The sequence below is a fragment of the Enterobacter sp. Taxon_2 genome (assembly GCF_058355295.1).
Genome location: NZ_CM178024.1, coordinates 4183533 through 4198582 on the forward strand (window position 1 = coordinate 4183533; position 15050 = coordinate 4198582).

Annotated in this window: 12 protein-coding genes; 9 read left to right on the forward strand and 3 right to left on the reverse strand. The window is 57.5% G+C overall.

Annotation, left to right across the window (positions count from 1 at the left end):
• The first annotated feature begins 46 nt into the window (after window positions 1-46).
• Window positions 47-2068 carry an oxidoreductase gene (locus tag AC4IC4_RS19855; protein WP_491471773.1) on the forward strand — a complete coding sequence of 674 codons (2022 nt, stop codon included), beginning with the start codon at window positions 47-49 and terminating at the stop codon, window positions 2066-2068.
• Window positions 2069-2208: 140 nt separating this feature from the next.
• On the opposite strand, the gene rlmG is transcribed toward AC4IC4_RS19855, so the two are convergent.
• Window positions 2209-3345, reverse strand: coding sequence for a 23S rRNA (guanine(1835)-N(2))-methyltransferase RlmG (gene rlmG, locus AC4IC4_RS19860; protein ID WP_157189765.1), 1137 nt, complete (start codon window positions 3343-3345; stop codon window positions 2209-2211).
• A 208-nt stretch (window positions 3346-3553) separates the two neighbouring features.
• Here rlmG and AC4IC4_RS19865 point away from each other — a divergent pair, with 208 nt between their 5' ends.
• The 4 genes from AC4IC4_RS19865 (at window position 3554) to sstT (ending at window position 7825) form a co-directional block, all read left to right on the forward strand.
• Entirely contained in the window at window positions 3554-4057 is a 504-nt protein-coding gene (locus AC4IC4_RS19865) for a YgjP-like metallopeptidase domain-containing protein (protein WP_023333531.1), read from the forward strand.
• A gap of 70 nt (window positions 4058-4127) precedes the next feature.
• On the forward strand, window positions 4128-5126 hold the full coding sequence (locus tag AC4IC4_RS19870) for a Gfo/Idh/MocA family protein (RefSeq protein ID WP_032650326.1): 999 nt from the start codon (window positions 4128-4130) through the stop codon (window positions 5124-5126).
• A gap of 251 nt (window positions 5127-5377) precedes the next feature.
• Entirely contained in the window at window positions 5378-6346 is a 969-nt protein-coding gene (locus tag AC4IC4_RS19875; RefSeq protein WP_491471774.1) for a TerC family protein, read from the forward strand.
• Between the two features lie 237 nt (window positions 6347-6583).
• Entirely contained in the window at window positions 6584-7825 is a 1242-nt protein-coding gene (sstT, locus tag AC4IC4_RS19880; protein WP_491471775.1) for a serine/threonine transporter SstT, read from the forward strand.
• Between the two features lie 92 nt (window positions 7826-7917).
• On the opposite strand, the gene AC4IC4_RS19885 is transcribed toward sstT, so the two are convergent.
• Both AC4IC4_RS19885 and uxaC read right to left on the reverse strand, forming a co-directional pair.
• Window positions 7918-9405 (reverse strand): UxaA family hydrolase, encoded by a 1488-nt coding sequence (locus AC4IC4_RS19885; protein ID WP_491471776.1) that lies wholly within the window; start codon window positions 9403-9405, stop codon window positions 7918-7920.
• Between the two features lie 17 nt (window positions 9406-9422).
• On the reverse strand, window positions 9423-10835 hold the full coding sequence (gene uxaC, locus AC4IC4_RS19890) for a glucuronate isomerase (RefSeq protein WP_491471777.1): 1413 nt from the start codon (window positions 10833-10835) through the stop codon (window positions 9423-9425).
• Window positions 10836-11310: 475 nt separating this feature from the next.
• On the opposite strand from uxaC, the gene AC4IC4_RS19895 reads away from it, so the two are divergent.
• From AC4IC4_RS19895 to mzrA, 4 genes are all read left to right on the forward strand, one after another.
• Window positions 11311-12609, forward strand: coding sequence for an MFS transporter (locus AC4IC4_RS19895; RefSeq protein ID WP_024906406.1), 1299 nt, complete (start codon window positions 11311-11313; stop codon window positions 12607-12609).
• Between the two features lie 184 nt (window positions 12610-12793).
• Window positions 12794-13570: a transcriptional regulator ExuR gene (gene exuR, locus AC4IC4_RS19900; protein ID WP_249576955.1), complete on the forward strand. Its 777-nt coding sequence runs from the start codon at window positions 12794-12796 to the stop codon at window positions 13568-13570.
• Between the two features lie 344 nt (window positions 13571-13914).
• On the forward strand, window positions 13915-14577 hold the full coding sequence (gene yqjA / locus AC4IC4_RS19905; RefSeq protein ID WP_491471778.1) for a DedA family general envelope maintenance protein YqjA: 663 nt from the start codon (window positions 13915-13917) through the stop codon (window positions 14575-14577).
• 2 nt (window positions 14578-14579) lie between these two features.
• Window positions 14580-14963, forward strand: coding sequence for an EnvZ/OmpR regulon moderator MzrA (gene mzrA / locus AC4IC4_RS19910; protein WP_032650331.1), 384 nt, complete (start codon window positions 14580-14582; stop codon window positions 14961-14963).
• Window positions 14964-15050: the final 87 nt, after the last annotated feature.

The window sequence follows — 15050 nt, forward strand, 5'->3', positions numbered from 1 at the left end:
GTAACTCATCCGACCACATAACAATAATTTTACACTGGAAGAGACTATGAGCCGCTACCCGTCGTTATTCGCCCCTCTCGATCTGGGGTTCACCACACTCAAAAACCGCGTGTTGATGGGGTCGATGCACACCGGGCTGGAGGAGCACCCGGACGGGGCTGAGCGTCTGGCGGCTTTCTATGCCGAGCGCGCCCGCCACGGGGTGGCGCTGATTGTCACCGGCGGCGTGGCCCCTGCCCCTTCCGGCGTGGGCATGGAGGGCGGCGCGGTCCTGAACGATGCGTCACAGCTGCCGCACCACCGCATTGTGACCGACGCGGTACACCGCGAGGGCGGCAAAATCGCCCTGCAAATTCTGCACACCGGACGCTACAGCTATCAGCCGAATCTGGTCGCGCCATCGGCTCTTCAGGCACCGATTAACCGTTTTAAACCTCACGCCCTCACCCACGACGAGATCCTGGCGCTGATTGACGACTTCGCCCGCTGCGCGGCGCTGGCGCGCGAGGCGGGCTACGACGGCGTTGAGGTGATGGGCTCAGAAGGCTACCTGATCAACGAGTTTCTCGCCGCCCGCACCAACCACCGTGAAGACGAATGGGGCGGCGACTATGCCCGTCGGATGCGCTTTGCCGTGGAGGTGGTGCGCGCGGTGCGCGAACGTGCAGGGACTGATTTTATTATCGTCTTCCGCCTGTCGATGCTCGACCTGGTGGAGGGAGGCGGAACGTTCGATGAAACCGTGCAGCTGGCGCAGGCGATTGAAGCCGCAGGTGCCACGATTATCAACACCGGCATCGGCTGGCACGAGGCGCGCATCCCGACCATCGCCACGTCGGTGCCGCGCGCGGCGTTCAGCTGGGTGACGCGCAGGCTGAAAGGTAAAGTGTCTGTTCCGCTGGTCACCACCAACCGCATTAACGATCCGCAGGTGGCGGACGATGTGATTTCACGCGGCGATGCCGACATGGTCTCGATGGCGCGGCCGTTCCTTGCGGATGCCGAGCTGCTGTCCAAAGCGCAAAGCGGCCGTGCGGATGAAATCAACACCTGCATCGGCTGTAACCAGGCCTGCCTGGATCAGATCTTCGTCGGCAAGGTCACCTCATGCCTGGTTAACCCGCGCGCCTGCCATGAAACCAAAATGCCGGTCGTTCCGGCGGTCAATAAAAAACGCCTGGCCGTGGTGGGCGCAGGCCCGGCGGGGCTGGCGTTTGCGGTCAATGCTGCCTCGCGCGGGCACAGCGTAACGCTGTTTGATGCGCTGGGGGAGATTGGCGGGCAGTTTAATATCGCCAAACAGATCCCCGGCAAAGAGGAGTTCTACGAAACGCTGCGCTACTACCGCCGGATGATCGAGCTGACGGGCGTCGAGCTGCGGCTTAACCAGTTTGTCCGCGCGGCGGATCTGACTGATTTCGATGAGGTGATCCTGGCGAGCGGGATCGTACCGCGCACACCTGCGATCGAGGGTATCGATCATCCGAAGGTGTTGAGCTATCTGGATGTACTCCGCGACAAAACGCCGGTTGGCGAGAAGGTGGCGATTATCGGCTGCGGCGGGATCGGCTTTGATACCGCCATGTATTTAAGCCAGCCGGGCGAAGCCACCAGCCAGAATATCGCCGAGTTTTGCGTGGAATGGGGTATCGACACCAGCCTGAAGCAGTCCGGCGGGCTTCGTCCCGAAGGGCCGCAGCTGCCAAAAAGCCCGCGCCAGATCGTGATGCTGCAGCGTAAAGCCAGCAAGCCGGGCGAAGGGCTGGGTAAAACCACGGGCTGGATCCACCGCGCTACCCTGCTCTCGCGCGGGGTGAAGATGATCCCGGCGGTGAGCTACGAGAAGATCGACGACGAGGGTCTGCACGTCACGATCGGCGGCGAACCGCAGCTGCTGCGCGTGGATCACGTTATTTTATGTGCCGGGCAGGAGCCAAAGCGCGATCTGGCGGATCCGCTGCGCGAAGCCGGTAAAACGGTGCATCTGATTGGCGGGTGCGACGTGGCGATGGAGCTGGACGCGCGGCGCGCGATTGCGCAGGGGACAAAACTGGCGCTTAGTATTTAACGGCATCGCCCGGTGGCGCTCCGCTTACCGGGCCTACGGGTCCGAGGCCATTGTAGGCCCGGTAAGCGCAGCGCCACCGGGCCTACGGGTCCGAGGCCATTGTAGGCCCGGTAAGCGAAGCGCCACCGGGCAAAACAATCTTACCGACGACGCCCCAGCTTCACCGACTTCAGCACCACAAACTTATTGTTCGTCGCAATGGTGACGCAGTTACCGAAAATCTTCTTCAGCTTGTGGAAGTAGTCCAGGTGGCGGTTCGCCACGATGTACAGCTCGCCGTTGATTTTCAGGCAGCGGCGCGCGTGGTGGAACATTTCCCACGCAACGTTATCCGTCAGGGCGTGCTTCTGGTGGAACGGCGGGTTACAGAACACGGCGTTGAAGCGGAACGGCTCTACACCCGACAGCGCGTTGTTGATCATAAACTCGCAGCGGTCCAGCGCGTCCGGCATGTTGGTTTCCACGTTCAGACGGCTGGAGGCCACCGCCATCGGCGACTCGTCGCTGAACACCACGCTGGCTTCCGGGTTCTTCGCCAGCAGCGTCAGGCCGATCACACCGTTGCCGCAGCCCAGGTCGACAATCTCACCTTCCAGATTTTCCGGCAGATGTTCCATAAAGAAGCGCGCGCCGATATCCAGACCGGTGCGGGAGAAGACGTTCGCGTGGTTATGGATGGTCCAGTCAGTCCCTTCCAGCTTCCAGCTCAGCGTTTCTGGCGCGTCGGCCAGCTCAGGGGCGGCGAACGTACAGTTGATCAGGCGCGCTTTTTTCCAGGCCAGCGTCGTCGTGGTCGGGCCGAGGACTTTCTCGAACAGCTCGAGCGTCGAAGTGTGGATATCGCGCGCTTTGGCACCCGCGATGATGCGGGTTTCTGGCGTCACGACCTTACGCAGCGCGCGCAGCTGCTGCTCCAGCAGCGCCATGGTTTTTGGCACCTTAATCAGCACGACGCCCGGCGCCTGCGGGTAGTCCGCGGTGCTGTCGAGAAACTTCACGCTGGACTCTTCGATGTCGTTATGGCGCAGGTTTTCACGCGTCGCCAGCTCGCTCAGGTAGGAATCGCCGATGCTGTATGGCGTGTGCTCCGCCAGGGCGCATCCCAGCGCGCCAAACGCGTCATTCAGGATCAAAACCGGGCCGCGGATTTCAGTGTCATCCAACTGCTGCAGCAGATATTCATCCGCCGCTTCCCACGCCTGAAGTGGGTTAACGTCGTCCGTTTCCGGGAAACGTTTAAGGTTGAGTGAACGGAAACCGTTGTCTAAGTGGCTCATCGGCCCTCCTGAATGGTAAAATTTGGCGTATCCCTGAAAAGGGTGCGTGAGTATATACCCAAAATCATTCAAGTTGTATCAAGGCGGCAAGTCTGAGAATCCCCAGGAGCTTACACAAGTAAGTGACTGGGATGAGCAGACGCAGCCAACGCAGAGACAACGTGAAGGATGAAGGGTATACCCGTTTTCGCATTAATTTGGGCTCTTGATGAACCAACTTACTTATCTCCAGGGCTATCCGGAGCATTTACTGACTCAGGTTCGCAGCCTGATTGCCGAGCAGAAGCTCGGTGCGGTGCTGGAAAAACGCTATCCCGGCACGCACGATTTCGCGACCGATAAGGCCCTCTGGCAGTATACGCAGGATCTGAAAAGCCGGTATCTGAAGAGCGCGCCACCGATCAACAAGGTGATGTACGACAATAAGATCCACGTGCTGAAAAACGCGCTCGGCCTGCACACCGCCATCTCCCGCGTGCAGGGCGGCAAGCTGAAGGCGAAGGCCGAAATCCGCGTCGCGACGGTGTTCCGTAACGCGCCGGAAGCGTTTCTGCGGATGATCGTGGTGCACGAACTGGCGCACCTGAAAGAGAAAGAGCACGACAAAGCGTTCTATTCCCTGTGCTGCCACATGGAGCCGCAGTACCATCAGCTGGAGTTTGATACCCGCCTGTGGCTTACGCATTTATCGTTAAATGGTAATGCGGAATAGCGCACGCGAATTGTCATGATGACGTGCTACAGTGGCTAAAGGTTCCCCGCAACGGAGTACGTAAACGTTTATGATACGTTTCGCAGTCATTGGTACGAACTGGATCACACGCCAGTTCGTCGACGCCGCCCACGAAACCGGCAAACTTAAACTTACCGCAGTCTATTCCCGCAGCCTTGAGCAGGCGCAGAGTTTTGCTAACGACTACCTCGTTGAGCATCTCTTCACCTCGCTTGATGAGATGGCGCAAAGCGACGCCATTGACGCGGTCTATATCGCCAGCCCGAACTCCCTGCACTTCCCGCAGACAAAGCTGTTTCTCAGCCACAAAAAGCATGTGATTTGCGAGAAGCCGCTGGCGTCGAATATCCAGGAAGTGGAAGCGGCCATTGCGCTTGCCCGCGAAAATCAGGTGGTGCTGTTCGAAGCGTTCAAAACCGCCAGCCTGCCGAATTTCCTGCTGCTGCAGCAGTCCCTGCCGAAAATTGGCAAAGTGCGTAAAGCCTTTATCAACTACTGCCAGTACTCGTCGCGCTACCAGCGCTATCTGGACGGCGAGAACCCGAATACCTTTAACCCGGCCTTCTCTAACGGTTCGATTATGGATATCGGCTTCTACTGTCTGGCCTCTGCCGTGGCCCTGTGGGGCGAACCGCACGGCGTAACGGCCACCGCCAGCCTGCTGGAGAGCGGCGTGGATGCGCACGGACTCGTAGTGCTGGATTACGGTGATTTCAGCGTCACGCTGCAGCACTCCAAGGTGAGCGATTCCGTGCTGCCGAGCGAAATTCAGGGCGAGGCGGGCTCGCTGGTTATCGAGAAGATCTCAGAGTGTCAGAAAGTGAGCTTTGTGCCGCGCGGCGGCAAAGCGCAGGAGCTGACGCAGCCTCAGCATATTAACACTATGCTCTATGAGGCAGAGGTCTTCGCCCGTCTGGTGGAAGACAACGAAGTGAATCACCCTGGCCTGGCGGTGAGCCGCACCACGGCGAAGCTGCAAACGGAGATCCGCCGCCAGACCGGCGTGGTGTTCCCGGCAGACGGCATCAGCGCGGAAGCGATCGCGTAAAGCTGTGTAATGAAACGGTGCAGACCATTGACGAAACCGATGGTCTGACATATTTTGTTACCTGCAAAGGGGAGTAACTTCTTCGCCGGTGGATCGTCATTACGATGCGTGCAATACCGCATCCGGTCGCCGGGCAACCCTCGTGGTTGTAAGTGAGACCTTGCCGGAAGGCGAGGTCTATGCATAAAAAGCTAACGGCTATCGTCTTCTGACCATGGCCGTTTTTGTTTTTTATGTGTAAGGAAAATAGTATGCATTCTGTCGGCACTCCAATGTTGTGGGGCGGATTCGCGGTTGTCGTGCTCATCATGCTGGCGATCGACCTCTTTTTGCAGGGGCGTCGCGGCGCACACGGCATGAGCATCAAACAGGCTGCGGCCTGGTCTCTGGTGTGGGTCACCCTCTCCCTGCTGTTCTGTGCCGCCTTCTGGTGGTATCTGGCCTCGACCGAAGGCCGCGCGGTTGCCGATCCTCAGGCCCTCGCCTTCCTCACCGGTTATCTGATTGAAAAAGCCCTGGCGGTGGATAACGTCTTCGTCTGGCTGATGCTGTTCAGCTACTTCGCCGTGCCTGCTGCCCTGCAGCGCCGCGTGCTGGTTTATGGCGTACTGGGTGCCATTGTTCTGCGTACCATAATGATCTTCGCCGGCAGCTGGCTGATTACCCAGTTCGAATGGCTGCTGTACGTCTTCGGCGCGTTCCTGCTGTTCACCGGGGTCAAAATGGCGCTGGCGAAAGAGGACGGCTCTGCGATTGGCGATCGCCCGCTGGTGAAGTGGATCCGTGGACACCTGCGCATGACCGACAAGATTGAGAGCGAGCACTTCTTCGTGCGCAAGAATGGCCTGCTGTTTGCCACCCCGCTGCTGCTGGTGCTGATTCTGGTTGAGCTGAGCGACGTGATTTTCGCCGTGGACAGCATCCCGGCCATTTTTGCGGTCACCACCGACCCGTTCATCGTCCTGACCTCAAACCTGTTCGCTATTCTCGGCCTGCGTGCGATGTACTTCCTGCTGGCGGGCGCGGCGGAGCGCTTCTCGATGCTGAAGTACGGTCTGTCGGTGATCCTGGTGTTTATCGGTATCAAGATGCTGATCGTCGATTTCTACCATATCCCGATCGCCATTTCGCTTGGCGTGGTGTTTGGCATTCTGATCGTGACGCTGATTATCAATTCCTGGGTTAACCGCCAGCACGATAAGAAGCAGCAGGTGGAGTAAAACGTTCGGTGCGGGGTGATGCCCTCACCCCGGCCCTCTCCCACAGGGAGAGGGTGAACACACATTTGTAACGCAGTAGTTAAAAAACATGACGCACCACGTAAAATCCAGCATTTTACGCTTCCCTCCCAAGACACTTTCCCTATACTCGACCAGGCAAACATTTACTTACATCCGGACATAAATGTGACTAAGAGCACATCCGGGATGGAACGCAATTTCACTTAAGGAACACCTATGTCTACATCCTTGTCTGGTCTGTTTGCGCGCCTGTCGCGCGGCAGCCTCGTTAAGCAAATACTGGTTGGACTGGTGCTCGGCGTCGCGCTGGCACTGATCTCAAAACCTGCCGCCGAGGCCACCGGCCTGCTCGGCACGCTGTTCGTCGGCGCGCTGAAAGCGGTCGCGCCGGTTCTGGTTTTGACCCTGGTGATGGCCTCAATCGCCAACCACCAGCAGGGGCAGAAAACCAATATTCGCCCGATTCTGTGGATGTATCTGCTGGGGACGTTCTCGGCCGCGCTGACGGCGGTTGTCGTGAGCTTTATCTTCCCGTCCACGCTGCAGCTGACCACCGGCGCGACCGACATTACGCCGCCCGCGGGTATTGTTGAGGTGATGCACGGCCTGCTGATGAGCATTGTCGCCAACCCGATCCATGCGCTGATCAACGCGAACTACATCGGGATCCTGGTATGGGCCGTCGGTCTGGGCTTCGCTCTGCGCCACAGCAACGACACGACCAAAAATCTGGTTAACGACCTTTCTCACGCCGTAACCTTTATCGTGACGGTGGTGATCCGCTTCGCACCGATTGGTATTTTTGGCCTCGTGGCATCCACGCTGGCAACCACCGGTTTCGGCGCGCTGTGGGGCTATGCGCAGCTGCTGTTGGTGCTGATTGGCTGTATGGCCGTCGTGGCTCTGGTGATTAATCCGCTGCTGGTGTTTCTGCAGACCCGTCGGAACCCGTACCCGCTGGTGCTGATGTGCCTGCGCGAAAGCGGCGTGACCGCCTTCTTCACCCGCAGCTCGGCGGCAAACATTCCGGTCAACATGTCGCTGTGTGAGAAGCTGAATCTGGACCGTGATACCTACTCCGTATCCATTCCGCTGGGTGCGACCGTCAATATGGCGGGGGCGGCAATTACCATCACGGTGCTGACGCTGGCGGCGGTCAATACGCTGGGTATTCCGGTGGATCTGCCAACCGCGCTGCTGCTAAGCGTGGTGGCTTCGCTGTGTGCCTGCGGCGCATCCGGTGTGGCGGGCGGTTCCCTGCTGCTGATCCCGCTGGCATGTAATATGTTCGGCATCCCGAACGAGATCGCCATGCAGGTGGTTGCGGTGGGCTTTATCATCGGCGTATTGCAGGACTCCTGCGAGACGGCGATTAACTCCTCCACCGACGTGATGTTCACCGCCGCCGTGTGCCAGGCGGAAGACGCGCGTTTAGCGAAGAACGCCCTGCGAGGTTAACAGCAAAACGGCAACCCTGAGGTTGCCGTTTTTAGTGTTTGTACCCTCTCCCCGTGGGAGAGGGCCAGGGTGAGGGCATCAGGCCGCACCGACTAAAGTGTCACACCACTCTTAAAGATCGCCAGCTCGCGGAAATCGTTCTTCTCGTTGCAGGTCTGCCTGCCGTTGGCAAATTCCACAATCGCGTCCACGAACTCCGTCAGCAGCTGCGGCATGGCTTTGCCGTGGATCAGCTGGCCCGCATCGAAGTCTATCCAGTGCTTTTTCTTTGCCGCCAGCTCGCTGTTGGTGGCGATTTTCACCGTCGGCACAAAACCGCCGTACGGCGTACCGCGCCCGGTGCTGAACAGCACCATATGGCAGCCGGCACCCGCCAGCGCGCTGGTGGCGACAGCATCGTTACCCGGAGCGCTCAGCAGGTTCAGACCGTGCGTTTTCAGGCGCTCGCCGTAGCGCAGAACGTCAACCACCTGGCTCGCGCCCGCTTTCTGGGTGCAGCCGAGGGATTTCTCTTCCAGCGTGGTGATCCCGCCCGCTTTGTTACCCGGAGACGGGTTTTCATAAATGGGCTGATTGTGGGCAATGAAGTACTGTTTGAAGTCGTTCACCATGGTGACGGTTTTCTCAAACGTCTCTTCGTCGCGGCAGTGGCTCATCAGAATACGTTCCGCGCCGAACATCTCCGGCACCTCGGTCAACACCGTCGTGCCGCCGTTAGCAATCATATAGTCCGAGAAGCGACCCAGCATCGGGTTGGCGGTGATACCGGACAGGCCGTCAGACCCGCCGCACTCCAGACCAAACTTCAGCTCGCTCAGCTTGCCCGGCTCGCGCTTGTCGTGGCGCATCACGTTATACAGCTGATGAAGCTGCTCAACGCCCGCTTCAACTTCGTCGTCCTGATGCTGACACACCATAAAATGCACGCGCTCAGGGTCGAATTCCCCCAGCGTTTCGCGGAAGGCGTCCACCTGGTTGTTCTCGCAACCCAGGCCAATCACCAGCACCGCGCCCGCGTTCGGGTGACGCACCATGTTTTGCAGCATGGTGCGGGTATTAATGTGGTCATCACCCAGCTGGGAGCAGCCGTAGGTGTGGCTAAACAGATGTACCCCGTCGGTGCCTTCGGCATCGTGAGTCTCTTTCAGGAAGTGCGTCTGGATCTGACGCGCAATCCCGTTCACGCAGCCGACGGTCGGGAGGATCCACAGCTCGTTGCGGATCCCCACGTCGCCATTGGCGCGGCGGTAGATCTGCACGTCACGATCCGCCGCCTGCTCTTGTGCCGCAGGTAAATCAGGTTGATAGCTGTACTCGTCCAGATCGCTCAGATTGGTGCGGGTATTGTGGGAGTGAATATGTTCACCCGGCACGATATCCGCCAGCGCATGCCCAATCGGAAGACCGTACTTAATGACGTTGTCCCCTTTAGCGAGAGGCTTCACGGCAAACTTGTGTCCGCGAGCAATCGCCTGACGCAGGGTGACGCTCTGGTTATCAACGGTCACCACGTCGCCTTCAGCGAGATCCGTCAGCGCGACGGCCACGTTATCCAGCGAATGGATTTTGATGTATTGCATATCAACCTCAAACGGCCTTAGTTCAGTTCAATGGCGAAGTAGTCACGCGCATTGTTAAAGCAGATGTTTTTCACCATTTCACCCAGCAGCTGGATATCCGCCGGCGCTTCGCCCGCGTGCACCCAGCGGCCAATCATCTGGCACAGAATGCGGCGGAAGTATTCGTGTCGAGTGTAAGAGAGGAAGCTGCGGCTGTCGGTAAGCATGCCGACAAAGCGGCTCAGCAGGCCAAGCTGCGCCAGCTGCGTCATCTGACGCTCCATGCCGTCTTTCTGATCGTTGAACCACCAGCCAGAACCGAACTGCATCTTGCCCGGCATTCCTTCGCCCTGGAAGTTGCCGACCATAGTACCCAGCACTTCGTTATCGCGCGGGTTCAGGCAGTACAGGATGGTTTTTGGCAGCAGGTTTTGTTCGTTCTGTTTGCTCAGCAGTTTGGACAACTCTTCCGCCAGCGGACGGTCGTTGATGGAGTCGAAGCCCACGTCCGCACCGATCAGTTTGAACTGGCGCTGGTTATTGTTGCGCAGCGCGCCGATGTGGTACTGCTGTACCCAGCCGCGACGGGCGTATTCCGCACCGAGGAACACCAGTACCGCCGTTTTGAACTGCGCCACTTCGCGCTCGCTAAGCGATTCACCGGACAGGCGACGCGCAAGGATGCTGTCCAGCTCGGCCTCGTTTGATTCCGCGAACAGCACGACGTCCAGCGCGTGGTCAGAGACTTTACAGCCGTGCGCCGCGAAGTGATCCAGACGTTTGGTCAGCGCGGTTTGCAGATCGGCGAAACGACGAATGTCGGTATCGGACACTTCCGCCAGCTTCGCCATGTAGTCGTTAAACGTGGCCTGCTCAATGTTGAAGGCTTTGTCCGGGCGCCAGCTTGGGAGCACTTTGATATCAAAAGCGGTGTCTTTGGCGACGACAGCATGATGTTCCAGGGAATCAATCGGATCGTCGGTGGTACCCACCATCTTCACGTTCATCTGCTTCATGATGCCGCGCGCGGAAAAGTTATCCTGCGCCAGCAGCGCATTGCACCGATCCCAGATTTCATCGGCGGTCGTTGGGGAGAGCAGTTTGCCGGTGATGCCAAACGGACGACGCAGCTCAAGGTGCGTCCAGTGATAAAGCGGGTTGCCGATGGTGTGCGGAACGGTCGCCGCCCAGGCGTCAAACTTCTCACGGTCAGTCGCATCGCCGGTGCACAGGCGCTCAGCGACGCCGTTGGTGCGCATGGCACGCCATTTATAGTGGTCACCCTTCAGCCAGATGTCATACAGGTTTTTGAAACGGTAATTTTCGGCAACCTGCTGCGGCGGTAAATGGCAGTGGTAGTCGAAAATCGGCTGGTCTTTTGCGTAGTCGTGATACAGGCGGCGAGCAAATTCGGTATCCAACAGAAAATCTTCGGTCATAAACGGCGTCATTATCGTCTTCCTCATTACGGGAGCGTCAGAAAGCGTATGTTCATATGCTGCAAAGTTATCACACCAATTTCCACCCACCGAAGCTTTTTTCGTGAGTGAGATCAATAAACACCAACAAATAAATTACCCTCAATGGCGTAAACCCTTCTACAGGCCGCGCCATTACTGGCTTTGCACGCAGCGATTAATGTCCCTACAAAGAATCATACATTTGTGATGTCACTCACCTTTTAAAGTTGTATGACAAGTTATCTTTTCGCCGTCGCAAACGCTAAGCCGACGGAATGCATTACCGGTGTGAGAGGCATCGGGTTTAACGGTACGGATACCGACTTATGCACGCTTACTTATGGCAAGGTTCGGGCCGTTCCGGGACATGCTCCCGCTACGCCCCTCCCGTTACACAACTGCTCCCGGAAACGGTTGAGAGGTTGCCGTGCTCTGGCGCGGACATAACATAACGATGAGGTTTTAGATGCGTAAAATTAAAGGGTTACGTTGGTATATGATCGCACTGGTGACGTTAGGCACCGTGCTGGGCTACCTGACGCGTAACACCGTGGCAGCTGCAGCGCCAACATTGATGGAAGAGCTGCATATCTCCACGCAGCAATACTCCTACATCATTGCCGCCTATTCCGCGGCGTATACCATCATGCAGCCTGTTGCTGGCTATGTGCTGGACATTCTCGGTACCAAAATCGGTTATGCCTTCTTCGCCATCGCCTGGGCGGTGTTCTGCGGTGCCACCGCGCTGGCAGGCAGCTGGGGTGGGCTGGCGCTGGCGCGTGGTGCGGTCGGTGCGGCAGAAGCCGCGATGATCCCGGCGGGCCTCAAGGCCAGCTCCGAGTGGTTCCCGGCGAAAGAACGTTCCATTGCGGTCGGTTACTTCAACGTGGGCTCGTCCATCGGGGCAATGATTGCACCGCCGCTGGTGGTGTGGGCCATTGTGATGCACAGCTGGCAGATGGCGTTCATCATCTCTGGCGTGCTGAGCTTTGCCTGGGCAATGGCGTGGCTGATTTTCTATAAACACCCGCGCGATCAGAAAAAACTCTCCGAAGAAGAACGCGAATACATCATTGGTGGTCAGGAAGCGCAGCATCAGACCAACAACGGCAAAAAAATGACCGTCTGGCAGATCCTGGGCACCCGTCAGTTCTGGGGTATCGCCCTGCCGCGTTTCCTGGCTGAACCGGCCTGGGGCACCTTTAACGCGTGGATCCCCCTGTTCATGTTTAAAGTCTACGGCTTTAACCTGAAAGAGATCGCGATGTTCGCCTGGATGCCAATGCTGTTCGCTGACCTGGGCTGTATCGTGGGCGGCTACCTGCCACCGCTGTTCCAGCGCTGGTTTGGGGTGAACCTGATTGTTTCCCGTAAGATGGTCGTCACCATGGGTGCGCTGCTGATGATTGGCCCGGGCATGATCGGCCTGTTCACCAGCCCGTACGTCGCCATTGCCCTGCTGTGCATCGGTGGCTTTGCGCACCAGTCCTTGTCCGGCGCGCTGATAACGCTCTCGTCTGACGTTTTCGGCCGCAACGAAGTGGCCACCGCCAACGGCCTGACCGGGATGGCCGCCTGGACCGCGAGTACGATGTTTGCGCTGGTGGTCGGCGCGCTGGCGGATACCATCGGCTTCAGCCCGCTGTTCGCCGTGCTGGCTATTTTCGACCTGCTGGGCGCGGTGGTGATCTGGACGGTGCTGAAAAGCAAATCGGCAGAAGAGCTGGCGAAAGAGTCCCTCGGGAAACCGGCGACGCAGAGTTAGCAACCATTTTTCCGCCGGGTGGCGCTACGCTTACCCGGCCTACAAAACCCGTAGGCCCGTGCAAGCGAAGCGCCGCCGGGCATTTAAAGGCCGCTCAGTAGCGGCTTTTTTAGTGGCAAAATCTGGAGAGTGGCACGCAAAAGTGGTATAACAAATCATCTGCCGTACCCTGCCTGGAGCGCATATGGAAATCACCGAACCACGTCGTTTATATCAACAACTTGCTGCCGAGCTGAAAGATCGCATCGAGCAAGGGGTCTATCTTGTCGGTGATAAACTTCCCGCCGAGCGCTTTATCGCGGATGAAAAAAGCGTGAGCCGCACCGTGGTGCGTGAAGCGATTATCATGCTCGAAGTGGAAGGCTACGTTGAGGTACGCAAAGGCTCCGGCATTCACGTGATTTCTAATCTGCCGAAACACTCTCCCGTCGCGGACGAAAGTCTGGAATTCGCCAGCTATGGCCCGTTTGAGCTGCTCCAGGCTCGCCAGCTGATCGAAAGCAATATTGCCGAGTTTGCGGCGACGCAGGTGACCAAGCAGGACATCATGAAGTTGATGGAGATCCAGGAGAATGCCCGTAAGGAAAAATGTTTCCGCGATTCAGAGTGGGATTTGCAGTTCCACGTTCAGGTCGCCCTGGCAACCCAGAATACGGCGCTGGCGGCAATCGTTGAGAAAATGTGGACTCAGCGCGTTCACAACCCGTACTGGAAAAAACTGCACGACCATATCGATTCCCGTACCGTCGACAACTGGTGTGACGATCACGATAAAATCCTTAAGGCGCTGATTCGTAAAGACCCACATGCCGCTAAGCTGGCGATGTGGCAGCACCTGGAAAACACCAAGCAGATGTTGTTCAACGAAACCAGCGATGACTTCGAATTTAACGCTGACCGCTATCTTTTCGCCGATAATCCCGTTGTTCATCTCGATACGGCCCCCAGTGCCGCAAAATAGATGACCTTCCCGCTGGCAGGCGCTACGTTGCGCCTTCCGGCTTACATGGGTAAGCAAAACATATATAGTGTCAGCCTTTGTAAATCCCCTCGCTCACTTCCTGGGCTTACGCCAAAATCAACTCACCCCTGCAAATTCTGTGACGCAGAACGTTGGGCTTTGTTACAATTGGATTCAATTCCTTATTTTGTAAGTTAGTGCTTGCTAACCAGCCAATTAACAGGGAACAGTGTTGGCCACACCGCAATGTGTCCGCGAGCGACCATAATGAAATCACAACAATGTCGCCGTGCTGTTTGTCCCGGATAACAGGCGTGACGTTAACCGATTTCCAGGAACACTGAATGGAACTTTTGACCCAACTACTGCATGCCCTCTGGGCGCAGGATTTTGAAACGCTGGCCAACCCTTCCATGATTGGCATGCTCTATTTCGTCTTGTTTATGATCCTGTTCCTTGAGAACGGTTTGCTGCCTGCTGCCTTCCTGCCCGGTGATAGTTTGCTGGTGCTTGTCGGCGTGCTGTGTGCCAAAGGGGCGATGGCGTTTCCACACACCATTTTATTACTGACCGTCGCGGCCAGCCTCGGCTGCTGGGTGAGCTATGTCCAGGGAAGATGGCTGGGCAATACCCGAATCGTCCAGAACTGGCTCTCGCACCTGCCTGCACATTATCATCAGCGGGCGCACCACCTTTTCCATAAGCACGGGCTTTCCGCGCTGCTGATTGGCCGCTTTATTGCCTTTGTTCGCACCCTGTTGCCCACCATTGCCGGGCTGTCAGGGTTGAGCAGCACGCGCTTCCAGTTCTTCAACTGGATGAGCGGTCTGCTATGGGTGCTTATTCTGACGACGCTGGGTTATGCATTGGGTAAAACGCCGGTCTTTATGAAATATGAAGACCAGCTGATGTCCTGCCTGATGCTGCTGCCTGTGGTTCTGCTGGTCTTCGGCCTGATCGGCTCCCTGGTCGTCCTGTGGAAAAAGAAATACGGAGCCAGAGGCTGACGATGGTTATCTCACCGCTCGCTCTGCGCCGTTTTGCCTTTGCCATGATTACGCTGGTGGTGCTCAGCGCCCTGCTGCTGGCCTGGAGCGCGCTTTCGCATCAGGAATCGACGCTGGCCATCCGCCCGGTAAACCAGGGTGCCAGCGTGCCTGACGGTTTTTCTGTCTGGCATCATCTGGATGCGAACGGGATCCGCTTTAAGAGCATCACCCCGCAGGACGATGTTTTACTGATCAAGTTTGATTCCCGTGCGCAAAGTGCCGCCGCGAAAGTGGTTCTCGACCGTACGCTGCCGCGCGGGTATATCATTGCTCAGCAGGAAGATGACAGCCAGCCAGCTGCCTGGCTCTCATTGATTCGCGATACGTCGCATCGGTTTGGATAACTTCCAGGATTCCGAATCTTTTCACTCACTTTGGTGAATCCCCCGTTTACTTACTATGCTTAAGTACGCGGAGCACCCCTCGATGTA

Coding starts and splice junctions, on each gene's coding strand:
- AC4IC4_RS19855 (WP_491471773.1), top strand. CDS start 47: ATGAGCCGCTACCCGTCGTTATTCGCCCCTCTCGATCTGGGGTTCACC.
- rlmG (WP_157189765.1), bottom strand. CDS start 3,345: ATGAGCCACTTAGACAACGGTTTCCGTTCACTCAACCTTAAACGTTTC.
- AC4IC4_RS19865 (WP_023333531.1), top strand. CDS start 3,554: ATGAACCAACTTACTTATCTCCAGGGCTATCCGGAGCATTTACTGACT.
- AC4IC4_RS19870 (WP_032650326.1), top strand. CDS start 4,128: ATGATACGTTTCGCAGTCATTGGTACGAACTGGATCACACGCCAGTTC.
- AC4IC4_RS19875 (WP_491471774.1), top strand. CDS start 5,378: ATGCATTCTGTCGGCACTCCAATGTTGTGGGGCGGATTCGCGGTTGTC.
- sstT (WP_491471775.1), top strand. CDS start 6,584: ATGTCTACATCCTTGTCTGGTCTGTTTGCGCGCCTGTCGCGCGGCAGC.
- AC4IC4_RS19885 (WP_491471776.1), bottom strand. CDS start 9,405: ATGCAATACATCAAAATCCATTCGCTGGATAACGTGGCCGTCGCGCTG.
- uxaC (WP_491471777.1), bottom strand. CDS start 10,835: ATGACGCCGTTTATGACCGAAGATTTTCTGTTGGATACCGAATTTGCT.
- AC4IC4_RS19895 (WP_024906406.1), top strand. CDS start 11,311: ATGCGTAAAATTAAAGGGTTACGTTGGTATATGATCGCACTGGTGACG.
- exuR (WP_249576955.1), top strand. CDS start 12,794: ATGGAAATCACCGAACCACGTCGTTTATATCAACAACTTGCTGCCGAG.
- yqjA (WP_491471778.1), top strand. CDS start 13,915: ATGGAACTTTTGACCCAACTACTGCATGCCCTCTGGGCGCAGGATTTT.
- mzrA (WP_032650331.1), top strand. CDS start 14,580: ATGGTTATCTCACCGCTCGCTCTGCGCCGTTTTGCCTTTGCCATGATT.